This is a genomic window from Cobetia sp. PDI-23MA, from assembly GCF_059507735.1.
Map to the genome: position 1 here is coordinate 1,797,377 of NZ_CM183352.1, position 26,308 is coordinate 1,823,684.

The 26,308-nt window shown below is 62.4% G+C and carries 20 protein-coding genes; 10 read left to right on the plus strand and 10 right to left on the minus strand.

The genetic code is table 11. The annotated features are described in order from the left end of the window. Positions 1-229: 229 nt before the first annotated feature. Positions 230-2,200, plus strand: coding sequence for an AMP-binding protein (locus tag AC5WNJ_RS07740; RefSeq protein WP_495930922.1), 1,971 nt, complete (start codon positions 230-232; stop codon positions 2,198-2,200). Between the two features lie 127 nt (positions 2,201-2,327). Here AC5WNJ_RS07740 and AC5WNJ_RS07745 read toward each other — a convergent pair whose 3' ends face one another. Further along, positions 2,328-3,929 (minus strand): Na+/H+ antiporter NhaC family protein, encoded by a 1,602-nt coding sequence (locus AC5WNJ_RS07745; RefSeq protein ID WP_495930923.1) that lies wholly within the window; start codon positions 3,927-3,929, stop codon positions 2,328-2,330. A gap of 507 nt (positions 3,930-4,436) precedes the next feature. Here AC5WNJ_RS07745 and AC5WNJ_RS07750 point away from each other — a divergent pair. From AC5WNJ_RS07750 to AC5WNJ_RS07760, 3 genes are all read left to right on the plus strand, one after another. After that, positions 4,437-5,888, plus strand: a complete 1,452-nt coding sequence (locus AC5WNJ_RS07750; RefSeq protein ID WP_253064656.1) for an alanine/glycine:cation symporter family protein — start codon at positions 4,437-4,439, stop codon at positions 5,886-5,888. Between the two features lie 338 nt (positions 5,889-6,226). Further along, entirely contained in the window at positions 6,227-6,892 is a 666-nt protein-coding gene (locus AC5WNJ_RS07755) for a 7-cyano-7-deazaguanine/7-aminomethyl-7-deazaguanine transporter (RefSeq protein WP_215824349.1), read from the plus strand. A 103-nt stretch (positions 6,893-6,995) separates the two neighbouring features. Further along, positions 6,996-7,994, plus strand: coding sequence for a ParA family protein (locus AC5WNJ_RS07760; protein ID WP_495930924.1), 999 nt, complete (start codon positions 6,996-6,998; stop codon positions 7,992-7,994). Between the two features lie 158 nt (positions 7,995-8,152). On the opposite strand, the gene AC5WNJ_RS07765 is transcribed toward AC5WNJ_RS07760, so the two are convergent. Further along, positions 8,153-8,977, minus strand: a complete 825-nt coding sequence (locus AC5WNJ_RS07765; protein WP_495930925.1) for an inositol monophosphatase family protein — start codon at positions 8,975-8,977, stop codon at positions 8,153-8,155. A 479-nt stretch (positions 8,978-9,456) separates the two neighbouring features. Here AC5WNJ_RS07765 and AC5WNJ_RS07770 point away from each other — a divergent pair, with 479 nt between their 5' ends. Beyond that, positions 9,457-10,740: a pyridoxal-phosphate-dependent aminotransferase family protein gene (locus tag AC5WNJ_RS07770; RefSeq protein ID WP_495930926.1), complete on the plus strand. Its 1,284-nt coding sequence runs from the start codon at positions 9,457-9,459 to the stop codon at positions 10,738-10,740. After that, positions 10,737-12,086 carry an allantoate amidohydrolase gene (locus AC5WNJ_RS07775; RefSeq protein WP_495930927.1) on the plus strand — a complete coding sequence of 450 codons (1,350 nt, stop codon included), beginning with the start codon at positions 10,737-10,739 and terminating at the stop codon, positions 12,084-12,086. Before AC5WNJ_RS07770 ends, AC5WNJ_RS07775 begins: the two co-directional genes overlap by 4 nt. Positions 12,087-12,121: 35 nt before the next feature. On the opposite strand, the gene uraD is transcribed toward AC5WNJ_RS07775, so the two are convergent. Then, positions 12,122-12,655 carry a 2-oxo-4-hydroxy-4-carboxy-5-ureidoimidazoline decarboxylase gene (gene uraD / locus AC5WNJ_RS07780; protein WP_495930928.1) on the minus strand — a complete coding sequence of 178 codons (534 nt, stop codon included), beginning with the start codon at positions 12,653-12,655 and terminating at the stop codon, positions 12,122-12,124. Between the two features lie 390 nt (positions 12,656-13,045). Between uraD and uraH the strand changes: the two genes are divergently transcribed. Continuing rightward, positions 13,046-13,399 carry a hydroxyisourate hydrolase gene (uraH, locus tag AC5WNJ_RS07785; protein ID WP_176676994.1) on the plus strand — a complete coding sequence of 118 codons (354 nt, stop codon included), beginning with the start codon at positions 13,046-13,048 and terminating at the stop codon, positions 13,397-13,399. Positions 13,400-13,408: 9 nt separating this feature from the next. Beyond that, positions 13,409-14,656: a urate hydroxylase PuuD gene (locus AC5WNJ_RS07790; protein WP_495930929.1), complete on the plus strand. Its 1,248-nt coding sequence runs from the start codon at positions 13,409-13,411 to the stop codon at positions 14,654-14,656. Positions 14,657-14,747: 91 nt separating this feature from the next. Here AC5WNJ_RS07790 and AC5WNJ_RS07795 read toward each other — a convergent pair whose 3' ends face one another. Beyond that, positions 14,748-15,392: a TetR family transcriptional regulator gene (locus AC5WNJ_RS07795; protein ID WP_176676996.1), complete on the minus strand. Its 645-nt coding sequence runs from the start codon at positions 15,390-15,392 to the stop codon at positions 14,748-14,750. 227 nt (positions 15,393-15,619) lie between these two features. Here AC5WNJ_RS07795 and AC5WNJ_RS07800 point away from each other — a divergent pair, with 227 nt between their 5' ends. Both AC5WNJ_RS07800 and AC5WNJ_RS07805 read left to right on the plus strand, forming a co-directional pair. Next, a complete protein-coding gene (locus AC5WNJ_RS07800; RefSeq protein WP_495930930.1) occupies positions 15,620-17,716 on the plus strand; it encodes an oxidoreductase in 2,097 nt (698 codons plus the stop codon). A 229-nt stretch (positions 17,717-17,945) separates the two neighbouring features. After that, a complete protein-coding gene (locus AC5WNJ_RS07805) occupies positions 17,946-18,605 on the plus strand; it encodes an NADPH-dependent FMN reductase (RefSeq protein ID WP_495930931.1) in 660 nt (219 codons plus the stop codon). 113 nt (positions 18,606-18,718) lie between these two features. Here AC5WNJ_RS07805 and AC5WNJ_RS07810 read toward each other — a convergent pair whose 3' ends face one another. From AC5WNJ_RS07810 to AC5WNJ_RS07835, 6 genes are all read right to left on the minus strand, one after another. Then, a complete protein-coding gene (locus AC5WNJ_RS07810) occupies positions 18,719-19,759 on the minus strand; it encodes a type II asparaginase (protein ID WP_495930932.1) in 1,041 nt (346 codons plus the stop codon). 249 nt (positions 19,760-20,008) lie between these two features. Beyond that, positions 20,009-21,724 (minus strand): gamma-glutamyltransferase family protein, encoded by a 1,716-nt coding sequence (locus tag AC5WNJ_RS07815; protein ID WP_495930933.1) that lies wholly within the window; start codon positions 21,722-21,724, stop codon positions 20,009-20,011. A 51-nt stretch (positions 21,725-21,775) separates the two neighbouring features. Beyond that, a complete protein-coding gene (locus AC5WNJ_RS07820; protein ID WP_176676999.1) occupies positions 21,776-22,615 on the minus strand; it encodes a sulfite exporter TauE/SafE family protein in 840 nt (279 codons plus the stop codon). 252 nt (positions 22,616-22,867) lie between these two features. Next, entirely contained in the window at positions 22,868-24,196 is a 1,329-nt protein-coding gene (locus AC5WNJ_RS07825; protein WP_176677000.1) for a TRAP transporter large permease subunit, read from the minus strand. After that, complete coding sequence (locus tag AC5WNJ_RS07830) at positions 24,193-24,723, minus strand: TRAP transporter small permease subunit (protein ID WP_495930934.1); 531 nt, start codon at positions 24,721-24,723, stop codon at positions 24,193-24,195. Before AC5WNJ_RS07830 ends, AC5WNJ_RS07825 begins: the two co-directional genes overlap by 4 nt. Positions 24,724-24,918: 195 nt before the next feature. Further along, positions 24,919-26,010, minus strand: a complete 1,092-nt coding sequence (locus AC5WNJ_RS07835) for a TRAP transporter substrate-binding protein (protein WP_253064680.1) — start codon at positions 26,008-26,010, stop codon at positions 24,919-24,921. Between the last annotated feature and the right edge of the window lie 298 nt (positions 26,011-26,308).

Below are 26,308 nucleotides of genomic sequence, written 5' to 3' on the forward strand. Positions count from 1 at the left end.
TGAGCAGGTTTGAAAGGCGATTTTTGGCCTAAGGTTTCAACGTAACTATCGGTTCAGGCATCTCTGTCCTGCCTGTCCTTCCTCCATCGTCGTCTGTCGCATCGTCGTTGGCGAGCGACATCAACGACGACATGAAAAGAGGTCCGGTCAACGGGCCCCGGGGACAAGGCCTTGCGTCAGGACAGGCAAGAGATGTCCACAAAGCCATTCGTGGATCACGAGGTACGCCATGCCCGACGCCAATCACTCCTGTGCACGCGAGCGTTATCTAGCTCTGACGGCAAGAGCCAACGAGACGCCAGAAGACTTCTGGGCTGAGCAGGCGCAACGCATCGCCTGGTTTCGCCCGCCGCAGACCATTCTGGCCTGGGATGAGCAACAGCATGCTCGCTGGTTCATCGATGGCGAGATGAACATCTGCCATGCCGCGCTGGATCATCACGTCGCCAATGGGCGCGCGGATCAGGTCGCGTTGTACTGGGATTCGCCGGTCACCCAGAGCAAGCGGCAGTACACGTTTCGTGAGCTGCGTGATGAGGTAGCCCTGCTGGCGGGGGCGTTGCGTGATCTCGGGGTGGAGAAGGGCGACCGTGTCGTGCTCTACATGCCGATGGTCGCCGAGACCATGATGGCGATGCTGGCCTGTGCACGTCTCGGGGCGGTGCACTCAGTGGTCTTCGGCGGCTTTTCCCCCAAGGAGCTGGCGGTACGCATCGATGACGCCGCGCCCAAGGTGATCATGGCAGCGTCCTGCGGGGTGGAAGTCGATCGCATCATTCCCTACAAGCCCTGGCTGGATGAGGCCATCGAGCTTGCTGAGCAGACCCCGCAAGCCTGTCTGATCCTGCAGCGTGAACAGCAGCGGGCGACACTTGGGCCGCGCGATCATGATTGGCATGAATGTCTGGCCAGCGCCCAGGCCACTGAAGCGGTCAGCATGCTGGGCAGCGAACCTCTCTATGTCCTCTATACCTCCGGCACGACTGGCAAGCCCAAGGGAGTGGTGCGTGATCACGCCGGCTACGCCGTGGCGCTGCATTATTCAATGGAGCTTCTCTATGCGACCCGTCCCGGCGATACCTTCATGGCGGCCTCGGACATCGGCTGGGTCGTCGGCCACTCCTATATCATCTATGGCCCGCTGCTGATGGGGGCCAGTACCGTCATGTATGAAGGCAAGCCGGTCAAGACACCGGATGCCGGAGCCTTCTGGCGCTTGATCGAGGAATACCGCATCAACTGCTTCTTCACCGCGCCCACGGCGTTCCGCGCCATGAAGAAGGAAGACCCGGAAGCCAGTCATATGGCCAACTACGACCTTTCCAGCCTGCGCAGTCTGTTTCTGGCCGGAGAGCGACTGGACCCGCCGACCTATCACTGGCTCGCCGACCTCTTGCCGGTGCCGGTCGTCGATCATTGGTGGCAGACCGAAACCGGCTGGCCCATCGCCGGCAACCTTTTGGGGCTGGACATGCTCACCGAAGGCAGTCGCGAGGTGACGGCGCCGGTCGAGGCACGTGCCGGTAGTGCCACCTGGCCGTTGCCGGGCTTCAATGTGCAGATTCTCGATGGCATGGGAGATGAGGTGCCCACGGGAGAGCAGGGCAATGTCGTGTTACGCCAACCGCTGCCGCCGGGCTGCCTGACCGGACTCTATCAGGATCCCGGACGCTTCCATTCTGCCTATCTTGCCGCCTACCCCGGCTATTACCTGTCCGGTGATGGCGGCTACTTCGATGAGCAGGGCTATCTGTTCGTGATGGGACGCATTGATGATGTCATCAACGTGGCGGGGCACCGTCTGTCGACGGGCGAGATGGAGCAGGTGCTCGGTGCACACGCCGCGATCGCGGAATGCGCGGTGATTGGCATCGAGGATTCGCTCAAGGGCGAGATGCCGTTGGGACTGGTGATTCTCAAGGATGGCTGGCAAGGGGATGAAGCCAGCCTGTGCGCCGAGCTTGCCCAGCGGATACGCGAGGAAATCGGGGCCTTTGCCTCGCTCAAGGAGGTGCTGGTCGTCGAGCGCCTGCCCAAGACGCGCTCAGGCAAGATACTGCGCAAGATGATCCGTCAGATCGCCGCGGGCGAGAAATACCAGGTGCCCTCGACGATAGATGACCCCTCAAGCCTGGAAGATGTGCGTGAGGCGCTGAGCGAGGCCGGCGTCGGTCAGGCGAGGGAGGCACGTAGCGCATGAATCGAGGCGCATGAGCCGATGCAGTGATATCGCGGACGCATGACGCGGTCCGTGCTGCTCCAACAAGGCAAAAGCCCCCGCCATGAGACATGGCGGGGGCTTTTTCAGCAAGGCAGCATTTATTGCATCACGTGCGTGCCACGACCGGATCGGCCATCTCGCGTCGTGCAAGCCATGCAATGCTGATGACCAGCAGGCCCGCCAGGCTCAACCAGCCGAACAGGGTGCTGTCGGTCACGCCCATCACCAGGTAGGCGATCAGCGAGATCGCGGCACCCAGTAGGGCGTAGGGCAACTGGGTGATCACGTGATCGATATGGTGGCAGCTGGCACCCGTCGAGGACAGGATGGTGGTGTCGGAAATCGGCGAGCAGTGATCCCCGAACACGGAGCCGGCCAGCACCGCCCCCATCATCGGCAGCATCATGGCGAGCTCGGTGGCGGCCGCCATGTCACCGGCGATGGGCAGCATGATGCCGAAGGTGCCCCAGCTGGTGCCGGTGGCAAAGGCCATCAGGCCGGAGAGCACGAACAGCAGCATCGGCAGCCAGGTCGGAGACACGACGCCCTCGACCAGCGTGGCCAGGTACTGACCGGTCCCCAGAGAGCCGATGATGCCGGTCAGCAACCAAGCGAAGACGAGGATATAGACGGCCGGCAGCATGGAGCTGGCGCCTTGGGCGATGGCGCACAGGCTGCGACCAGCGCCCATGCGATGCCGCAGCAGCATCGCTACCGCAGCCAGCAGACCGATGGCGCCGCCGATGATCAGCGATTTGGCGACATCCGTCAGTTCAAAGGCGCGAATCAGGCCGAAGGCCTCACCCTCGGCGGCCAGTGCGCTGGCGCCGGTCTGCACGATCATGAAGAAGGTCGCGATGACCAGCACGATGATCGGGATCAGCAGGTCCATCGGGCGGCCACGCTCGGACTCTTCCACGTGGGTGTTGCCCGGCGGATTGCCGCGCTTGGCATCGAAAAGCTCACCGTCGCGCGCCGCGATGGCATGACGGCGCATGGCACCGAAGTTGATGTCGAACCAGGCGGAGGCGATCACCAGCACCAGCGCCGCAATCGCGTAGTAGTTGAAGGCGGATAGCTCGAGGAAGGCACCGAACGGGCTGACATCCGTGATGTGGTGGGTCGCCAGAATACCGGCGATCAGGCTGATGATGTAGGCACCCCAGCTGGAGATCGGCGTCAGCACGCAGACGGGCGCGGCGGTGGAGTCGATCAGATAGGCCAGGCGCGCGCGCGACAGCCCCTGACGATCGGTCAGTGGACGACAGATGTTGCCCACGGCCAGGCTATTGAAATAATCATCGATGAAGATGAATACCCCCAGCAGCACGGTCATCAGCTGCGAGCCACGGCGGGTAGTGACTCGCGCCCGCGCCCAGTTGCCGAAGGCACGGGTGCCGCCTGCCAGCGTGATCACGCCAACCATGGCACCCAGTGCAAGCAGGAACAGCAGGATATAGACATTCCAGCTGTTGAGGCTGGCATCGGCAAGCTGACCGCTGTCCGGTATCTCGATGAAGACGGCAACCAGCTGTTGCCAGAGATAGTGCAGCGTGACGAGCGGCGAGAAATCATTCAGCAGCAGGGCGCCTGACACGATACCCAGCCCGAGGGAGAGCATGACACGACGTGTCAGTATTGCGAGACCGATGGCTATGATCGGGGCGAGCAGCGAAAGCGGGGACGCCGCGTAGCTGGTCAATTCCATGTATCACCTGTAATCAAAGGCAGGCGCCGGGACAAAGCGCGCTACCGGGTGCCGTGATGGCGGTTATGGTGCGTGGGTGTCAGGGAGTTGCACCGCCTGATCGCAGCGCACACTCACGGGATCGCCGTTGCGCAACGGCAATCGATGAGTCGCGAGCCTGCGCTCGACAAGTCCTGGGCCGCCACTGGCAGGCGGCGACTTCCGGAAGGGGGCGCATTATGCCCGAGCCAAACAAGACGTGAAACATTACCGTGTTCACCTAAAGTCTAGATCGCAGTGAAAAACACCGTCATTGCGCTATTTTTCCCCTAGAATTCGGGCGCAGAAGACCGCTACACAGTGGGCTCTTCTTGCTTATCCCCGTGGGATATGAAGAATGGCGCTCACCAAAGCATGTCGAGCAGCCCTATCGTAGTGGTTGCTCGCTGTCAGTCGCAGGAAAGTCATGGGCTTTCCGTTGCCCTGGCAGCGTCGACAAGACCAAAAACCCGCCAAAGCGAGACCGACATGTCGGAAACAACGTCCATCATTCCAGCGCCGATTCTGGCGTTGATCGATGCAGGCAATGGCCTGCTGTGGGGCAGTGTATTGATTTACCTGCTCATCGGAGCGGGTCTCTTCTTCACGGTCATGACCAAGGGTATCCAGTTCCGTTATTTCAGACACATGTGGAAGCTGCTGGCCACATCTCGTCAGGGCAGTGAAGGGGGTATCTCTTCCTTCCAGGCGCTGGCCACTTCTCTGGCGGCGCGCGTCGGTACCGGTAACCTCGCCGGTGTCGCCGTGGCGATTTCCCTGGGTGGCCCGGGCGCCATCTTCTGGATGTGGATGACGGCGCTGGTCGGCATGTCCACCAGTTTCATCGAGTCCACCCTGGCGCAGGCCTACAAGGTCTCCCACGATGACAATACCTTCCGTGGTGGTCCGGCCTATTACATCGAGAAGGGCCTCGGTCAGCGCTGGATGGCCATCCTGTTCTCCGTCTGTCTGATCATCGCCTTCGGTCTGGCCTTCAACTCCGTGCAGTCCAACTCCATTGCGTTGGCCATGGAGCAGGCCTTCAGCGTGCCGCCGTGGATCATGGGTGTGGTGCTGGTCGTGGTCATGGTGCCGATCATCTTCGGTGGCATGAAGCGCGTCACGCGCACCGCTGAGCTGATCGTGCCGATCATGGCACTGCTCTATCTGCTGCTGGCCATCTTCGTCGTCGCCATCAACATCACCGAGCTGCCGGCGGCGCTGGGTACCATCTTCCGCAGTGCCTTCGGTCTTGAGCAGGCCGCAGGTGGCGCGCTGGGCTACACCATCGCCCAGGCGATGATGAATGGCATCAAGCGAGGTCTGTTCTCCAACGAAGCGGGTATGGGTTCCGCCCCGAACGCCGCCGCAATGGCGACCACCAAGCATCCGGCGTCCCAGGGCTTCGTCCAGATGCTGGGCGTGTTCATCGACACCCTGGTCATCTGCACTGCGACCGCGGCCATCATCATCATGAGTGGCACCCTGGGCAACGATGGCGGCAATGACGGCATCCAGATCACCCAAGTGGCGCTGTCTTCTCAGGTCGGTAGCTGGGGGGGCGGCTTCGTGGCGATCGCCATTCTGCTGTTCGCCTTCACCTCGCTGGTGGCGAACTACTCCTATGGCGAGTCCAATATCGAGTACATCGCCGGCAAGAAGAACGCCAAGGCCGTCGTCATGGTCTACCGCTTCGCCGTGCTCGGCATGGTCATGCTCGGCGCTGTCGCCAGCCTGAAGAACATCTGGAACTTCGCTGATCTGTCGATGGGCGCGATGGCCTTGATCAACCTGATCGCCATCCTGCTGCTGTCGCCGCTGGCCTTCCGTATCTTCAAGGATTACGACCGTCAGCATAAGGCCGGCAAGGAGCCGACCTTTGATCCAGAGCAGTTCCCGGAGCTCAAGGGCAAGGTCGATGCCAGCATCTGGAAGAAGTGACTCTGAGACTCGCTTTCTTTGCAACGTAAGCGGCACCGGGGGAGACTGACGGCCTGATCATCTGGCCAGATTTTCCCCGCAGGCACCTGTCAATGGCCGCGCATCGTGATACGATGCGCGGCCATTTTGCGTTCTGACGATGTGCAAGCCTCCCTGCGGTTGTCAGTGGAGCATGTCGGCTGCCGCTTGCCAGCAGTGCTCAATCGTTGCGCCTAGGCGTCAGCGGCCGAATGCCAGTCGATGGCAGTGATGTCAGCATCGACGACGCAAACCTCAACACGCTCGTGACAGGGTTCCCTCACCCCTGGACGACGGCTTTGATCCAAAAAGGACCTGCAATGCTACTCCTCTCGTCTGCCCAGACGCAGCGCGCACTCGTCGCCCTGGCCCTGTTTCACATCCTCATCATCACCGCCAGCAATTACCTGGTGCAGTTGCCGATGACCCTGTTCGGCTTCCATACCACCTGGGGCGCCTTCAGTTTCCCGTTCATCTTCCTGGCAACGGATCTGACGGTTCGTCTGTTCGGCAAGTATCAGGCGCGGCGCATCATTGCACTGGTCATGCTGCCGGCGCTGTTGGTCAGCTACATGGTGTCGGTGATGTTTCAGGCGGGCAGCTTTGCCGGAGTAGAGGCGCTGGCTGACTTCAATCTGTTCGTGGCCCGTATCGCGCTGGCAAGCTTCATTGCCTATGTGATCGGTCAGTTGCTCGACATTCAGGTGTTTGATCGTCTGCGTCGCAATGCCCACTGGTGGATCGCGCCGCTGGCGTCGACATTGTTCGGCAATCTCGCTGACACCTTTGCCTTCTTCTCGGTGGCGTTCCGCAACGGGCCCGATGCCTTCATGGCGGCTCACTGGATCGAGATCGCCTGGGTGGATTACGCGATCAAGCTGGCCATCTCGATATTGCTGTTCCTGCCGATGTACGGATTGTTGCTCAATCGCCTCACGAATCAGTTGCTCAAGCGCGGCCTGGTCGATGAGCGAGAGCCTGTTTGACATAAAACTGTCATATCATTTTCTCTCGTTTCGCCGTTGTCAGTCAGGGTTATGGCGCCGGATTGTGCTAACGTTGCACAAACTGGAATGACGGGAGGGAGCCATGAAAATCGCTGCGGTGTACAGCATCAAAGGGGGCGTGGGCAAGACTGCTTCTGCCATCAATCTGGCGCATTGTGCCGCCAACAGTGGCCTGCGTGTGTTGCTGTGGGATCTTGATCCGCAGGCCGCTGCGACCTTCTACGTGCGTACCAAGCCCAAGTTGAAGGGCGGGGTCGAGAAGCTGATCAGCGGCAAGCAGGACATGTCCCGAGTGATCCGTTCCACGGATTATCAGAACCTGGATGTCCTGCCGGCGGAATTCTCCTACCGCAATCTTGACCACATACTCGAGGAAGAGAAGCGAACCCGACTGCGCAAGGTCCTCAAGCCGGTACGCGATGACTACGACCTCGTCATCCTTGATTGTCCGCCGAGCATTTCCAGTCTTTCCGAGCAGGTCTTCGCCGCTGCCGATACTCTGCTGGCGCCGATCATTCCCACGGTTCTGTCGCTGCGTACCCTGGAGCAATTGAACGCCTATCTGGCCGAGATCGATCTCGATGTGCCCGTCTGGCCGTTCTTCACTCTGGTGGATCGCCGCAAGACATTGCACAAGGATGTGATGGAATCGCTCAAGCAGGATTATCCGTTGCAACTCAGTGGCTATATCCCGTATTCCAGCGTGGTCGAGCGTATGGGAATCGAGCGCAAGCCCATCGGGACTTTCTCGCGCAACAGCTCACCGGCCGTCAGCTATCGCAGCCTGTGGCAGGAAATCGGCCAACGCCTGAGCCTGCTCAAGGAGCCGACGGTGTCGCCAGCCGCCGCCAAGGCTGCTGAGGCTGAATCAACCGCCACCGCGCCTCAAGGTGCTGCCACCGGCAAGGCCAGCGCCAAAGGGGAGGCGGCCAGCAATCCAGCCGCCAAGCCTGCCAGCAAGAAAGCGGGCGGCGCTGACAAGAAACCGGCGAGCAAGCCTTCCGCCAGTAAAGACTCTCGCAAGGCGTCTAGCAAGTCGGCCGCCAAGGGCAAGAAGAAGGGCGGTAACCTGGGCGATTGATGCCGAGTGTCAGCCAGCCAGAAACACAGAGCCCCGCCAATTGGCGGGGCTCTTGCGTATTGCAGCGGCAGTCTGTCATTAAAGTCACGTCATGAAAGTCATGTCATCACAGTCGCGTCACTACAGTCTTCTACCCAGCACTTTACCAAGTGCCTTCCCTACAGCCCCGGCAGCCCTGAACTGGCGTCGGCCTCCTCCAGCAGGCGCTTGAGCGGGGCATGCAATCCCGGCGAGGCTACCACGATATTCTCGCCATAAAGCTCATCAGGGATGCCGTCCGGACAGCGATACAGGTGCCCCGTGCGTGCGCCGGCTTCTCGCGCGATCAGAAGGCCCGCCGCAAAGTCCCAGGGGGAGACGCTTTCGTAATAGGCATCCAGGCGTCCGCACGCCACATCACAGAGATCCAGCGCGGCACTGCCGTTGCGGCGCACATCCTGGCAGACCAGCAGCATGGCCGAGAGGCGCTTGAGCAGCGGCGGACGGCTGTCACGGTTGTAGGGGAAGCCGGTCGCGACCAGCGCACGGCTCATCTCATCGGTCTCGCTGACCGAGATGCTCTCGCCGTTGAGCCAGGCCCCCTTGCCGCGGATGGCGGTGAAGGTCTCGCCGAGGAAGGGCGCATGCACGACCCCCATCTGGATCTTGCCACGCTCGCACCAGGCGATGGACACGGCGACATGGCGCAGGCCATGGGCAAAATTGACGGTACCGTCGATGGGGTCGATCACCCACAGGCCACCCTTGGTACCGATCACGTCCCGCTCGGGCGACAGCTCTTCGGTAAGGCGCGCATCCTCGGGAAATTCGGCTTCGAGCGCTTCCGCCAGGAAGGTATCGATCGCCACGTCGATGTCGGTGACCAGCTCATCGCCTTTCTTGTAATGGTGCGCGAAACCCTGTTCCTCGCGCGCTTGCACCATACGTTCACCAGCCTGTCTGGCCAGTTGTGTTGCTCGTTCCAGGCGTTGTTCCAGCGTCATGTAGCTCTCCGGCAGCGATGATCAGGTCGGATGAGGCAACCCTCACTCATCCGATACCTCCTTGTATAACAGACTCATGTGGCGAGTTCAGCCTCGGGCAGTGAGCGCCGGCGCATGAAACAGGTAATGAAAGCGTCGATTCCGCTCATTCATGCCCTGCCATGGTGCCTGCCAGGCAAGGCATGCACCGTCAGAGCGACACCGGTCAGTGTGGTCAGCAAGATTATAGCGTTATCCTAGAGCCATGCCGTCTTTTGCCGAGGTGCCTTTCTGTCATTCGGTTATCAGGTTGCCTGATTGCCTTTTGCCCCTCGATGCCCACGCCATGACAGGGAGGTGGCGCCCGTCAAATACACCGGTAATTCAACATTTGTTTCATTTCTGAAATTCTGGCGCACTTGTTGCAGTTGTCTGGGCATGAGGCTCGGCGAGTTGGCGAGTCTTCCCGCATTCCATGCCCTGCTGCACGAGGAGCGACCGTGAGCCCGACCTTTGACCAGATTCATCCTCCCCAGCGCCTGCTGATGGGCCCCGGTCCGATCAATGCGGACCCGCGTGTATTGCGAGCGCTTTCCGCTCCCTTGATCGGCCAGTACGACCCAGCGATGACGCACTACATGAACGAGACGATGCAGCTTTATCGCGGCGTCTTCGAGACCACCAATGATGCCACCCTGTTGATCGATGGCACCTCGCGTGCCGGTATCGAGGCGGTGCTGGTCTCGCTGATCCAGCCGGGGGAGCGTGTGCTGGTGCCGATCTTCGGCCGTTTCGGTCATCTGCTGCGCGAGATCGCCGAGCGCTGCGGTGCCGAGGTTCATACGCTGGAATGCGAGTGGGGCCAGGTGTTCCGCCCGGAGCAGATCGAAGCCGCCATTCGCGAGGTCAAGCCCAGTGTGCTGGCGCTGGTGCAGGGCGATACCTCGACCACCATGTGCCAGCCGCTGGAAGACATCGGCGCCATCTGTCGCCGCGAAGGCGTGCTGTTCTACAGCGATGCCACGGCCTCGCTGGCGGGCAATCCTCTCAAGACCGATGAGTGGGGACTGGACGCCGTCACCGCAGGCTTGCAGAAGTGTCTGGCGGGACCGTCAGGCAGCTCGCCGTTGACGCTGTCGCCGCGTGCAGTGGAGGTGGTGCATTCGCGTCGTCATGTCGAGGCAGGTATCAGTAGCGGGGCGGATCGACTGGCGGAGCCGGGCGCACGCATCCGCTCCAACTATTTCGATCTCTCCATGGTGCTCGATTACTGGGGTGAGCTGCGCCTCAATCACCACACCGAAGCCACCAGCATGCTGTATGGCGCACGTGAGTGCGCGCGCCTGCTGCTCAATGAGGGCATGGACAACGCCATCGCGCGCCATGCGCTGCATGGTCAGGCGATGGTCGAGGGCTTGAAGGGGTTGGGACTTGCGCTGTTCGGCGACCAGGCCCACCGCATGAACAACGTCAGCGCGGTGATGATTCCCGACGGCCTGGATGGCGATGGCCTTCGCCGCAGCATGCTGGAGGATTTCGGCATCGAGATCGGCACCAGCTTCGGCCCGCTGCATGGCAAGGTCTGGCGTCTCGGCGTGATGGGCTACAACGCGCGTCGCGATACCGTGCTGACCACGCTGGCGGCGCTGGAACAGACTCTGCGCCGGGGTGGCGTGAATACTGTGGCCGGTGGTGGCGTCGGCGCCGCGCTGGACTTCTATCAGGAGCATCAGGGTCAGGCGGCCAATGGTCGTGCCAATCCCAGCACGGGAGGTCAGTCATGAGCGATGCCGGATCCATACCCCCTGACGCCACCGCGCCGCTGGAAACGGCCGCCGATGTGCTGGCCGCCTGCGACACCCTGGCGGCGATCTCGCGCAGCGACAGCGGGATCGATCGCCGCTATCTGACGCCGGAACACGCCGCCGCCAATGCCACCACGGCTGGCTGGCTCAAGGCTGCCGGTCTGCGCAGCTGGCAGGATGGCGCCGGCAATCTCTGGGGCCGCTGGTGTCCACCCGCTCTCACCGCTGCCGCTGACAGCGAAGCCGGTGTGCCGCGACTGGTGATCGGCTCGCATCTGGACAGCGTGCCGGACGCCGGCCGTTATGACGGCATTCTTGGTGTCCTGCTCGGCGTGGCCGCCTTGACGCATTTCAGGCAGTGCGCCGATGCCGGCGAGCAGAGCTTGCCCTTTGCGCTGGAAGTGGTCGGTTTCGGTGATGAAGAGGGCACCCGCTTCGGTGCGACCCTGCTCGGCAGTCATGCCATCGCCGGACGCTGGCAGTCGGACTGGGAGCGGGTGGAGGATGAGGAGGGCATCCCGCTTGGCGACGCGCTCGAACGCTTCGGGCTTTCCGGGCAGACGGCCGCCGGGGCCAGCCTGCAGGCGAATCCGCCGCTGGGCTATCTGGAAGTGCATATCGAGCAGGGCCCGGTGCTGGAAGCCGAGAAGCTGGCGCTGGGCACCGTGACCGGTATCGCCGGTGCGCGACGCTTCGCGGTCAACTTCGTTGGCCAGGCGGGACATGCCGGCACCACGCCGATGGCACTGCGTCAGGATGCGCTGTGTGCGGCGGCAGAGTGGACACTGGCGGTGGAATCGCTGGCGCGTGATGTCCAGGCGGGCAAGCGCGCTGACATGGCGGACCACTCACTGGTCGCGACCGTGGGCTGTTGCGAGCTGCGTCCCGGGGCGGTGAATGTCATCCCCGGGGGGGCGGCGTTGAGTCTGGATATCCGCGCGCTGGACGATGCGCAGCGTGATCGTGCGCTGGATGAACTCTTGAATGTGGCGCACAGAATCGCGGCGCGACGGGGCCTCACCTTTCACTGTGAACAGACGCATGTGGCCGATGCCGTGGCCTGTGACGAGGGATTGATGCAGGCCGTCGATGCCGGTATCGCGGCCATCGGTCAGGCGCCATTCCAGCTGCCGAGTGGTGCCGGGCATGACGCCATGGCGGTCAGTCATCTGTGTCCGGTGGGCATGCTGTTCCTGCGCTGCGAGCGCGGTATCAGTCACCATCCGCTGGAGGCGGTGACCGAAGACGATGTCGCCAAGGCCCTGGCGGCACTGATCGCCAGTATCGAGGCCGTGGCCGCCAGGCACGTGCAAGACGCCACCTGAAGGCCAGAGCGTGCTGGTGGCCACTGCGGTGTGGGTCAGCCGGCCTCGAGCAGTCCCGGCAGGCGCACTGCGGCGATCGCATTTATCTGGGCCAGAGCCTCCTGGTATTCCGCCTCGGTGGGTTGCGGCAGGCGGCGCTCCAGTTCCTCGAGAATGCTGGTGGCGCTGTGGCCCTTGACGCAGATGATGAACGGAATGCCGTGGCGCGCCTGGTAGTTGGCATTGGCAGCCAGGAAAAGTTCACGGGTGGCGTCATCGAGCTGATCGAGGCCTGCGCCATGCTGCTCGCCTTGCGAGGCGGGCGTCAGGGTCTCCAGCTTGCCGGCAGCCAGCTCAGGATGGGCCAGAATCAATTGGTGGCGTTCGTCATCATTGGCCTGGCGTACCGCATTGGCACACGCCGTCAGCAGGACTTCCATGCTCGCGAACGGGCGCTCTGCCGCGGCGCGCTCCACCACCCAGTCCGAGTGCTCATAGAGACCACTAAAGCGTCGTGCCAGCGCCTCGGGTGGCAGGGCGTTGAGCGTGTCCAGCATCACCAGATAGTGCATTGGGGTCTCGATTGGCATGCGCCTTGCTCCAGAGAGGGGGGTGAAAAGCTCACGGAATCATCAGCTTGCAAGGCGCATGCCGTCGCTGGCAACGCGTCTGACCAACGCTGTGTCACACGTTGCATCGCCATGCCAGTGGTTGACGACAAGGCTGTATCGCCACCGGCTTGCCTGACGGCGCCGAGCGGCGTCTGTCATCGGGTGATACGGCCTGCACCTTGACCGATCGGTCAGAATGCAGCAATGCACTCATCGGGTGCAATACCACCAACCGCTGACGGCAGGCCAGAACAGAGCAAGCCAGAAAACCGAAACACGGCCGTCTTTCGCAGGGCTTCATTTGTACAGGCCCCCGTCTTACAGGGCCCAGCCGTACCCGCCACATCCACACAAGAACAGGAAATCGCCATGCCTAGACTGACGACGCATGTGCTCAATCAGGCCGAAGGCATCGCTGCCAGCGGTGTGCATATCAGCCTGGAGCGCCAGGATGCGCAGGGTCACTTTCACGAGATCGCGCAGGTCACGACCAATGCCGATGGGCGTCTCGATGCGCCGCTGCTTGAGGAAGCCGACGCTCCCGCTGATCTCTCCGGCGTCTATCGTCTGACGTTTCAGGTCGGGGATTACTTTGCCAGCCGCGCGGTGGGCCAGGGCATGCTCGGCCGCGTGCCGGTCGAGTTCACCCTCGAGGCCAGTGGCCATTATCACATTCCGCTGCTGGTCACTCCGTGGGCCTACAGTGTCTACCGCGGCAGCTAAGGAGCCGGCATGAGCGCATATCTTCTCGATTGGGCGATGCTGCTGACACGCTGGCTGCATGTCATGGCGGGGATCGCCTGGATCGGCGCATCGTTCTTCTTCATCTGGCTCGACAACCGGCGACAGCCTGCCACTCATGCAATCGATGGCCGCCCCGGCGGCGAGCTATGGGCGGTGCATGGTGGCGGTCTCTATCATCTTTTTCGTCATGATGGGGTCAGCGAACGGCTACCCAGCGAGATCCACTGGTTCAAGTGGGAGGCCTATGTCACCTGGCTGTCCGGGATGGGACTTTTCACGCTGATCTACCTGCTGCAGCCGCACGCTTACCTGATCGACCCGCGCGTCTTCGAGATGAGCGGCACGCTCGCCGTGTGCAGCGCTCTGGGTGTGCTCGTCGGCGGCTGGCTGGGCTACGAGGCGCTGTGTCGCAGTCCCTTCAAGCGCCATGCCGGGGCGCTGTTCGTCGCGGTCGGTGTTTGGCTGACGCTGGCGGCCTGGGTCGCGACCGAACTGTTCTCGGGGCGTGCCGCCTTCCTGCTGATGGGCGCGCTGATGGGCAGCATCATGGCGGGCAACGTCTTCAATGTGATCATCCCGGGTCAGAAGGCCCTGCTGGCTGCTGCCAAGCGTGGGGAAACGCCGGACCCGATCCACGGGCAGCGCGCCAAGCAGCGCTCGGTGCACAACACCTTCATCACGCTGCCTGCGGTGCTGATGATGATCAGCAACCACTATCCGCTGCTGTATGCCAATGACTATCGCCTGGGCGTCATTCTGCTGCTGCTGGTGACGGGCGGTCTGATCCGCATCGCCACGGTGGATCACCACAAGGGCGTCAAGCGCCTGTGGGTTCCCGCGGGGGCAGTGTTGGCGTTGATCGGCGTGATTCTGCTCTGCGCACCGCGCTCACAGACGGCGCCTGCGACCGCCCAGACTACAGCGTCTTCAGCATCTGTCACGGCCAGCAGCGCTGCGGTCAACCAGGGCCTGGGGGAGAATCAGGCCCTGCGAGACAAGGTCAGCCATATCGTCGAGCAACGCTGCGCCGGCTGTCACAGTGATACGCCGAACTTGATCGGTTTGACGGCCCCGGCAGCCGGCGTGGCCTTCAATGGCTGGGAGGACATCAAGCGTCAGGCCATGCGTATCCATCAGCGCACGGTGGTCGACAAGAGTATGCCGCTGGCCAACATGACCCAGATGACCGATGCCGAACGCCAGCTTCTGGATGACTGGTTGCGGGCGAGTCAATAGTCAGCCTTCTGTCTTTCATCTTGTGTCTTGCCTTCGCAGAGTGACGCACTCATGAAGCCCCCGCCAATCTCCCTGGCGGGGCTTTGTCCTTTCAGGCCGGGTGTCGCGCCGCAAAGCGTGCCAGCTCCTGAGGCTCGCAGCGCTCGCCGACGAAGACCTCGACATACTCGGCGACACGGCTGATGCGCTCGCTGACGCTTTCCTGAGTGCGCATCGACAGATAGCCGATCTGGGTCAGGTAAGTGGTGCGCGCCCGCACGTTGGCGAGTTGCTCGGGCTGGCCGTAGCGCACCAGCATGCTGGTCAGCGCTTGAATGCGTGCCTGATCAGCGAGGGCGACGGCAGCGGCGACCTCCGCGTTCTGAGAAGCCCAGTTGCGGATCGCCAGCTCGAAGCGGGAATCGAACAGCGATTCATCCAGCCAGCAGTCGAAGACATTGAGCATGGCTTCCACCACCGTGGCGGCGTATTGCTCGCAGCGCCCGATTAAGCCAGCAGTATTGTGAGTATCCCATCGGGCGAGCAAGGCCGCGAGCAGGGCATCGCGGTCCTTGAAGCTCCAGTAGAAGCTGGTGCGAGACAGTCCCAATGTCTTGGCCAGCGTCAGAACGCGTACCGAGTCTACGCCACCGAGCAACAGCTGCTGATAGGCGGCCTCCAGCCAGTCTTCGGCCTTGCCGCGCCCGGCAGCCTGGGCGCCGTCACTGGCCCGGGGGACGCTTTGGGACTCTGGCATGGGCGGTCTCCTGAAAGGCGGGGGATGGTGGGGCTGATGTGAGGTAAATCGTGTGATGACGCCAAGAGCATGCTGTTTGCGACAGCGACGAGTCTGGCTGCGTCAGGCGGGCGAGAACGGCGTGTCCGGCGACGCATGGTCTGAAGCCTAGGACTATAGTCAGCGTATGTACACAGGTGTACGCAATAAAGACACCCCTGTTCTCGCTCTGCTCATCAGGAGGCCACATGGCTCAGGACCCGCTGCTCACGCCGTTCACGCTCAAGCATCTGACCCTCAAGAATCGCTTGATGATGACCTCCCACGAGCCTGCCTATCCGGAAGATGGCATGCCCAAGGCGCGCTACCGCGCCTATCACGAGGAGCGGGCGCGCGCCGGCATTGCCCTGACCATGACGGCGGGTTCTGCCTCGGTGGCAAAGGACAGCCCGCCGGTGTTCAACAACCTCCTGGCGTATCGCGATGAGGTGGTGCCCTGGCTCAGCGAGCTGACCGATGCCTGTCACGAGCACGGTACCGCGGTGATGATCCAGCTCACGCATCTGGGACGCCGCACGCGCTGGGACAAGGCCGACTGGTTGCCAGCGGTCTCGGCGTCCCATCGTCGCGAGGCGGCGCACCGCGCCTTTCCCAAGCGGGTCGAGGACTGGGATATCGCACGGCTGATCCAGGACTACGCCGACGCCGCTGAGCGCATGCAGGCAGCCGGCCTCGACGGTATCGAGCTGCAGGCCTATGGCCATCTGATGGACCAGTTCTGGTCACCGCTCACCAACACCCTGGAGGGGCCCTACGGCGGCAGTCTCGAAAATCGTCTGCGCTTCACCATGGAAGTGTTGAGCGCCATTCGCGCTCGAGTGGGCAGCGAATTCATCGTCGGCGTTCGCTACACCGGCGATGAGTGTCTGAGTGGCGGGCTGGATGCCAGCGAGGGCCTGGAGATCTCGCGCCTGCTGCGCGATAGCGATCAGGTCGATTTTCTCAATGTGGTACGCGGCCATATCGACACTGATGCGGGCCTTACCGATGTCATACCGATCCAGGGCATGGCCAGTGCGCCGCATCTCGACTTCGCGGGGCAGATTCGCGAGGCGATGGATTTCCCGACCTTCCACGGCGCCAAGATCCAGGACATCGCCACCGCCCGTCACGCCATCGCCACCGGCAAGGTCGACATGGTCGGCATGACGCGCGCCCACATGGCGGACCCGCACATCGTGCGCAAGCTGATGGCCGGGCAGGAGGAGACCATCCGCCCCTGTGTCGGGGCCAACTATTGTCTGGATCGCATCTATCAGGGCGGCTCCGCCTACTGCATCCATAACGCTGCGACCGGGCGAGAGCTGGAGCAACCGCATGACATCGCGCCTGCCGAGGTCACCCGCAAGGTCGTGATCATTGGCGCGGGCCCGGCAGGGCTCGAGGCCGCGCGCGTCGCCGGTGAGCGTGGGCATCAGGTGGTGGTGCTGGAAGCGGCCGACCAGCCGGGTGGCCAGATTCGCCTCACCGCCCAGAGCGAGCGGCGACGCGAGATGATCGGCATCATCGATTGGCGCATCAGTCGCTGTGAGGCGCTCGGCGTCGAGATGCGCTACAACGTCTTCGCCGATGCCGAGGATGTGCTGGCTGAGCAACCCGATGTCGTTATCGTCGCCACCGGTGGCTATCCCGAGGAAGACATGCCGCAGGTCGGCAGCGAGCTGGTCGTCTCCAGCTGGGACATACTCTCTGGCCATGTCACGCCTGGCCGCAATGTGCTGCTGTTCGATGATGCGGGGGATCACGCTGCGCTACAGGCCGCCGAGATGATCGCCAACTCCGGTGCCAGGCTCGAGATGATGACGCCAGACCGCACCTTCGCGCCGGAAATCATGGCCATGAACCTGGTGCCCTACATGCGCAGTCTGCAGCGTCTCGCCGTCACCTTCACGCCGACCTATCGTCTCGGCAGCGTCACACGCAGCGAAGATGGCCAGCTGATCGCCCATATCGGCAGTGATTACCTGGATGACGCCGTGGCGCAGGGCAAGGGCACCGGCGCCTACGCGGATCAGCGTCTCGTCGATCAGGTTGTCGTCAACTACGGGGCCCGTCCGATGGAAGACCTTTACTTCGAACTCAAACCCCACTCGCGCAACGGCGGGGCAGTGGACTACGACGCCCTGATCGCAGGCCTTGCCCAACCGGTGGACGGCCCGAGTCCGCAGCACACCGAGCGCGCAGCAGAGGGCAGCTTCCAGCTCTATCGCATTGGCGACGCCGTCGCGACCCGCAATACCCATGCGGCGATCTACGACGCGCTGAGGCTGATGAAGGTGGTGTGAGTAGTCAAAAATTCACTAATTAAAATATAAGCTTACGAATCTACAGGATGAGATTTTCCACAAGCGGGTAATCAATCAGGCGAGACCCGACAGTCAGGCACAGCATGAAGATTGATGCAGTGTCCTGCAGCGTAGAGCATCGGTGTGCAGAGTTCGGGATATGATGCAATGGAGAGCGAATATCGAGTACAGGAATCCACTTCATGGGGCTCGCCACAAGGAGAGAACAATGGCACTGAAGATTCTGGTCTTTCTGGGGTCGGTGCGGGCCAGCACACCCCCTGCACCTGCACGTCTTGGGGAGAGGGTTGCCAGGTGCTGCGTCGCACAGCTCCAGGAAAGTGGCCATGAGGCGGTGCTAATCGATCCACTCGATTACGATCTGGCAGACCCCTTCAAGCCGCTGTTTTCCTATGCGCAACGCAATGCCCCTCAGGACTTGCTCAATCTCGCCCAGCAAATCGAAGCGGCGGATGGTTACGTGATGGTCAGCCCCGAGTACAACCATTCCATGAGTCCGGCGTTGGCCAATCTGCTGAATCACTTCGGCAGCTCGCTTTACTCCTACAAGCCCTCGGTCATCGCGACCTATTCCGCAGGGCAGTGGGGTGGGTTACGCGCAGCAGTCAACATGCGCACCTTCTTGTCGGAGCTGGGTTGCCTGCCGGTCTCGGCGATGATTCATGTGCCTCGAGCTCAGGAAGTGCTCAACGAGGATGGCGGCTACGCTGAAGGGCACGATGCACGGGAATGGGCTGGCTATCTCCAGCGCGCCTTCGAACAACTTGCCTGGTGGGCGAATGCCGCCAGGCGTTATCACGAGAGCGAAGACGGTGAGAAGCGCCCCGGCGCCTTCACGCGCAGTCCCACGCAGCGCAACGCGCCTTGAAGGAATGATAGCGTTTCACGTCTCGACAGAGGGGGGACGCAGCAAAAAGGGACTGCCTGAGCAGTCCCTTTTTGCATCGATAGTCAGTCACGTTCCGTCATGTGACTGCCAACTCACTCGAAGTAGCCCCGCAGCTTGTCCATGTCATCGGTCTCCGTCAGCGCCAGAGAGAGCAGAATGCGCGCCTTCTGAGGATTGAGGGCGCCACTGCCAATGCCTTCTTCCTTGGCACTGACGATACCATTGCCGGTACGGGTGCTGCGCACGACCGGGATGCCATCCGCCATGGCCTGCTTGACCAGCGGCTTGACGGTCTCCGGAATCGAGCCATTGCCGCTGCCGGCGATCACGATGCCTTTGGCACCGTTGTCGAGGGTGGCGGTGAACAGCGCCGGGTCCATGTCCTGGTGGGCGTAGATGATATCGACCTTCGGCAGGCCATCGAGGGACGTCACATCAAAGTGAGGCTTGTCGGTCGGTGTCGCCGGTGTGTAATAGAAGTGCGGCTTGCCGCTGACGAAGGCACCGAGGTAACCCTGCTCAGTCGCCTTGAAGGTGTCCATCATGATGGCATTGGTCTTGGTGGTGTAATACGCCGAGCCGATGCGGTCGTTGAGCACGATCATCGCCCCACGTCCCTCCGCGCCTTCATCGGCTGCCAGGGTGACCGCCTCCAGCAGGTTGAACGGGCCATCGGCACTGATGGCAGTCGCCGGACGCATGGCGCCCACCATGACCACCGGCTTGTCACTGTCGACGGTGAGATCCAAGAAGAAGCCGGTCTCCTCCAGAGTGTCGGTACCGTGGGTGATGACCACGCCGTGGGTGGCGTCCGTCGCGAGCTCTTCATTGATCGCCTTCGACAGCTTGAGCAGGATTTCCTGATCGATATTGCTGCTGCCGGTATTGGCGATCTGTTCACCGGTCACTTCGGCGACATCGGCCAGTTCTGGTACGGCGTCCAGCAGCGCTTGCACCCCCAGGCTGCCGGATTTGTAGTTGGTGGTGTCCGTGGAGGAGGCAGAGCTACCTGCAATCGTGCCGCCGGTGGCATAGATCTTCACCCCCGGGTGTTCCGCGGCGTTGGCCTGAATGCCATAGGCCAGAGAACAGGCGGCAATCGAGATGGCAGCTACAAGGCGGCGGGGAGTCATGAAGTCAGCTGTTGTCATTGTGATGAGTCGCTCTGTCGTTGTTATGAGTGCAAATGAAGGTCGTGTCTCAATCTTTCATTATTCATGAATAAGGAATATATAAATTCAAGAGGTCAGTTCTCCTTGTCATCTTGTGTGGCGACTGATGCTCAGCATGGGGTGGAGGTGGTAGTCAGGCGAAAGGCTTCATCCCCCATCGAGTCAAGCAAGAATCCGGCCAGTTCGTGACATGACACTGGCCGGTTTTCATCACGTCAGCGCCGCGCCACCATCACTGCGTGGGTCGTGGGCCGCCTCGACCTGCCCATCCGGGTGGCGCATCACGGCACCGGCGTGACCCAGGGTGTCGCTGAAGGCCTCATCGAGGACTTCCACTTCATGGCCCATGGCCGCGAGTGTCTGAGCCGTTTCGCCCGCGAGGCGCGATTCGAGCTTGAGGCTGGTGCTGACATCGCCCCAGGTACGGCCAAGCAGCCAGCGCGGTGCGCTGATCGCGGCCTGCAATGACATGCCGTGGCGGGCGATGCGCGTGAAGACAGCCGCCTGAGTCTGCGGCTGACCTTCACCGCCCATGGTGCCGAAGGCCATCACGCGGCCATCATCGAAGCAGGCCAGTGATGGATTGAGGGTATGGAAGGGCTTGCGGCCCGGTGCCAGGCTGCGCAGTTTGTCCGGCGCCAGATCGAACGCCAGCCCACGGTTCTGCCACATCACGCCACTGCTCGGCAGCACCACGCCACTGCCGAATTCCCAATAGACGCTCTGGATGAAGCTGACGGTGGTGCCGTCACTGTCCGTGGCGCCCATCCAGATGGTGTCGCCTTCGGCGGGCTCGTGCGGCCAGCCCAGCGCGGACTGCATGTCGATCATCTCGGCCTGGCGGGCGAGGGTCTCCGGGGAAAGCTGTGCCTGTTGCGTGGCGATGCTGCCTTCGAGGCTGTCCTCGAGCGCCCCCTTGATGCATTCCGGCGAGGTAATCAGGCTGTCGCGTACCAGGAAGGCGCGCTTGGTGGCTTCGATCAGTGCATGCAGGTGACGCGGTGTGTTGCCGTCTGCCTCGCTGATACCGTGTCTGGCGCTCAATTCATCGTAGAGCCCCAGAATCATCAATGTGGCCAGACCCTGGGTCGGGGCGGGCAGGTTGTATACCTCACTGTCACGCAGGCAAACCTTGAGCGGCGTGACGCGCTGGGCGCGATAACCGTTGAGATCAGCCAGGCGCAGCGGGCTGCCGGCGGCTTCCAGCTCCTGTGCCATGCGCGTGGCAAGTTCACCACGATAGAAGTCATCGAGTCCGGCATCTGCCAGACGTGAGAGCGTCGCGGCCAGCGCCGGCTGACGCAGCCGCGCGCCTTCTTCCAGCGCGATCGGCTCACCTGACTCACTCTGACCCAGATAGCGCTCAGCGAAGCCGGGCTGCTGCGAGAGCACGGCCAGGTGTTTTTCGCTGAGTGCCTTCTGGCTGGCGCTGACGGCCACGCCATCATTGGCATGGCGGATGGCATGGCTCAACAGTGTCGAAAGCGCCAGGGGCGAGCGCTCATCCGCCGAGGTTTCGGCAGAGAAGGCCAGCGCCTCCTGCCAGCCGCCGATGGTGCCGGCCACGGTCAAGGCCGACAGCGGCCCGCGGGTCGGGATGCTGCTGCCGTTGGCGAGGGGAGCAGTCCCCTCACTGTCAGCCGCATAGCCATGGCCGTGTTCGGCATAGAATTCGCGGCTGGCAAGCCCTGCCGCCGGGCCACAGGCATCGATCGCTAGCGGCGCCAGCCCCGGGCGCTTGATCAGCCAGAAGCCGTCACCCCCGATGCCGTTCATGTGGGGGTAGACCACCGCGATGGTCGCTGCCATCGCGACCATCGCCTCGATGGCGTTGCCACCATCGCGCAGGATATCGCGGCCCGCTTGCGCCGCCAGATGATGGGGCGCGGCGCAGGCGCCGCCAAAACCACGTCGGGTATGAATCATGGCGTCTTGCTCCTGAGGATTCCGTTGTTGTTATTGAGCGTCCAGTGCGGCTCAGCTACCGGTGAACAGGTCGTAGAACATGCGCAGTGCCGTAAACATCAGGAAGATGGCGAAGACCTTCTTGAGCTTGGCGGCGTCCATCGCGTGAGCCAGCTTCGCGCCGATCGGGGCGCACAGCATGGTGGCCGGGACAATGGCGGCGAAGCCGAGCAGATTGACGTAGCCGATGGAGCCCGGCAGCAGGTTCGGTTCGCCGATGCCATTGAGCAGGAAGCTGGCGGTGCCCGGCAGACTGATGACCAGGCCCAGCGCCGCGCCCGTGCCGACGGCCAGGTGCATAGGGGTGCCCAGGGTGCTCAGGGTCGGTACGCTCAGGGTGCCGCCGCCGATGCCCATCAGCGTCGAGACACTCCCGATGAAGGTACCCAGTGCGCTGCTGCCCAGCGGGCCCGGCAGGCCATTGCCCAGCACGGTGGACTGACGGCGGAACATGTTGAGCGCGACCAGGAAGGCCACGGTGGCAAACAGCCCCATCAGTACCGCACCACTGAACAGGTTGGAGAGCAGGCCGCCGATGATGACGCCGATGATCACGCCCGGCAGCAGGCGCTTGAGAATCGCCGGGTCCAGATTGCCCTTGGCGTAGTGGGCCCTGGCCGACATGATCGAGGTAGGAATGATGGTCGCAAGCGAGGTGCCGACCGCCTGGTGCATGCGCACCGCTTCATCGACGCCCAGCAGGCTGAAGAGGTGAAAGAGCACGGGCACGATGACGATGCCGCCGCCGACCCCCAGCAGGCCGGCCATCACGCCGGCGATCATGCCGGTGACGATCAGTGCGGCGATCAGGCCGAGAATCCAGTGCAGTGGATAGGCTGAGAACAGTTCCATGGTGTTTCCTTGTCGTCCCCTATGGCGCGGGGTCATTTATTGCTTTTTAAAATTGCCGACGAATACCATCGACAGACGTTGCATGCCCCCTGAAGCACTGCATGGAGCACTGCCGGGTGTGCTGTCTTGAGGGGCGGCGAGCCGCAGGGCAGGCCACAAGACATTACGCGTTGCTGAATTACCTTTCCAATGGCCTTTGCGCTGAATCACCACTCGAGTGTCTCGAGCCCCGCCGGTACATGGCTGGCCGGCTTACCAACCGATCGCCTCCGGCAGCCAGGTCGCGAGCCCCGGGAAGCAGAACAGCAGCACGACTGCCGTAGCCTGCAGGCCCACGAAGGGCAGCACACCGAGATACAGATGGCGGGTGGTGACCTCTGGCGGGGCGACGCCCTTGAGGAAGAACAACGCCCAGCCAAAGGGCGGCGTCAGGAAGGACATCTGCAGATTCATTGCCACCAGCACGCCCAGCCACACCATGTCGGTGCCATAGCCGATGAAGACCGGCAGGAACATCGGCAGCGCGATGTAGCTGATCTCGATCCACTCCAGGAAAAAGCCGAGCACGAAGAGTATCACCATCAGGAAGATCAGCGCGCCCAGCTCGCCACCCGGCAGCAGGTTGAACAGATCATGCACCATGTTCTCGCCGCCAAGGCCGCGGAAGGCCAGTGAGAAGGGCTGCGCGCACAGCAGAATGAAATAGACCATGGCGGTGATGGTCAGGGTCGAGTGCAGACAGGCCTTGAGCATGGTGAAGTTGAGACGCCGAGCCAGCAGCGCGATCAGCATGCTGCCCAACGCGCCCATCGAGGCCGCTTCGGTGGGAGCGGCCACGCCGCCCAAGATCGAGCCGAGCACCGCGAACACCAGCATCAGCGGCGGAATCACGCTACGGGCCAGGTCACGCAGCAATTCCTTCATGCCACCGGCGGCGGCGCGCTCCTCTTCCGGGATGGCCGGAACGAGAGCCGGCTTCCACCAGCCCAGTACGAGCAGATAGACGATATAGATGACGGCGATGGCCAGCCCCGGTACGAAGGCGGCCGCAAACAGGGTACCGACGGATTCACCGAGAATTTCCGACAGCAGGATCAACACCAGACTCGGCGGGATGATCTGCCCAAGGGTGCCGGAGGCGCAGATGGTGGCCGAGGCCACGCCGGGGTGGTAGCCACGCCGCAACAGGGTCGGCAGCGTCAGCATGCCGACGGTGACCACGGTCGCGCCGACGATGCCGGTAGAGGCCCCCATCAGCACGCCGACCAGGATGATCGCGATGCCCATGCCGCCATTGACGCCGCCCATGGCACGCCCGATGGTCTCGAGCATGTCCTCGGCGACCCGCGATTTCTCGAGCATGACCCCCATGAAGACGAACAAGGGGATCGCCAGCAGGGTGTAGTTGGTGACCACGCCATACAGACGGGCCGGCATCAGGCTGAACAACAGCGGGCCAAAGCCTGCCAGCCCCGCCACGAAACCGGCCACGGCCAGGGAAATCGCGACCGGAATGCCGATCAGCATCAGGACCAGAAAACCGCCGATCATGGCCAGCGCGATCCACTCGTTCGGGCTCATGGCGTCACCTCGCGTTCCAGGTCACCGTCGACGGGCTTGCCCGACAGCACCAGCAGCGCGTGCAGGCAATCTGCCACGCCCTGCAGCGCAAGCGCGACGAACCCGAGGGGAATGAAGGCCTTGAGCAGATAGCGATAGGGCAGGCCGCCGGGGTCGGGCGAGCCTTCCATCAGCAGCCAGGACTGCTCGGTGTAGCTCAGGCCCAGCCAGGCGATGGCGGCGCCGATGGCGATGGTCATCAGCGCACCGATCAGGTCCACCAGCGCGCGGCCCTTGAGAGAGAAGCGGTCGTAGAAGACATCGACGCGAACGTCGGCGCGATGCTTGAGGGCGTAGGAGATGCCCAGCAGCGCGATGGGAGAAATCAGGTGCCACTCGAATTCCTGGAGTGGCACGGGGCTGATGCTGAAGAAGTAACGCAGCAGCACGTTACTGGCGACCAGCAATACGAGCGCCAACAGCGAGTAACGGGCGATGACGCCCAGTCGCTCGATGATGCCCTCGAGAAAATGGATGATGTACAGCATGGCATGGCCTCATGAACGCCACGACGGGACAGGTCGTGGCGTTGGACAGGGAAGCAGGAAGACGGAAAAAGGCGTTTGCGCTCGGGGTTTGTACCTTGAGTTCGCCCCCGCAACGCAGCGAAGGGCGAATTCATAGGGCGATGAGTCTGAACGCGGGGCTTGAGCCGACAGAGACGAGACCCGAGACATCAGGCGTCAGAGCGCCAGGAAGGTCTTCTCGCTGACGGCGGCCCATTCCTTGTGCTGGTCGCGGAAGGCCATGAACGACTCGTGCACGCGCGCGGTATCCGGATCGGCCGCCGCCATGTCGGTCAGTGTCTTCTCGGTGACTTCCTTCAGGCGCGCTACCACCGCGTCCGGTAGCGGCTGGGCGGTGACGCCTTCGTTGTCGACCAGATCATTGAGCGCCTCGGCATTCACCGATTCGCACCAGGCCTGGCTCTCGACGTTGCACGCCTGGGCGGCGGCCTTGACGATGGCCTGCAGGTCTTCCGGCAGGCCCTCCCAGGCTGCCTTGTTGATCATCAGCTCGGTGACGTTGGTCGGCTCGTGCCAGCCGGTGGTGTAGTAATACTTGGCAGCCTTCTGCAGTCCCAGACGACGATCCTGATAGGGGCCGACGAACTCGGCGGCATCGATGACGCCACGTTCCAGCGCCGGGAAGATCTCTCCGCCGGGCAAAAGACGCACGGCCACGCCCAGTTCGGCGTAGACCTTGCCGGCCAGCCCCGGGATACGCATCTTCAGGCCCTTCAAGTCTTCGACGCTATTGATCGGCTTGCGGAACCAGCCGGTCATCTGCACGCCGGTATTGCCCATCGGGAAGGCGATCAGCCCCTTGGGGGCGTAGAGTTCATGCCACAGCTCCAGCCCGCCACCGTGATACAGCCAGGCATTCATGCCCTGGGTATTCATGCCGAAGGGTACGGTAGTGAAGTACTGGGCGGCGGGAATCTTGCCAGCCCAGAAGTAGGCATTGCCGGCGTTCATCTCCACCACGCCACTGGCGACGGCATTGAAGCCCTCCAGGGCCGGAATCAGTTCACCGGCTGCGAAGTGCTGGATCTTCATGCGCCCGCCGGACATGGCCTCTACCTTGCGGCAGAAGTCGGTCGGACTGCCCGGACCCTCGACATAGAAGGGCGAGCCCGGACCATAGGCATTGGTCATCTTCCATTGATAGGTCTTGTTGGATTCCGCGCGCACGATGGCGGGCGCACCCATCACGAGTCCAGCGGTTGAGGTTGCCAGTGCGGCACCCAGGAACTTGCGACGATCGAATGTCATGGGAAGATCTCCTGCGGACGGATGACCAGTAATGCCCTTGCGACAGACTGCTTTGAACGCTCTGTGTGAAAGAGTCTTCTGTCTCAAGGGGCGCCTGTACGGCATGCCGACATCGAGGCCGGCGATCTTGTTGTGTAGGTGTTTCTGCATGTTCTTGAGTAGCGTTGCCTGTCATTTGTCAGCCAGGAGGCTGCCATTTGTCAGTGGGCTACGTGGAAGACATTGCAAGGCATGTGCCATTTGGCGCGTAGGGAGATTTATTCTGTATTTTCAATTGATTGCATGGGGATTCTGGACG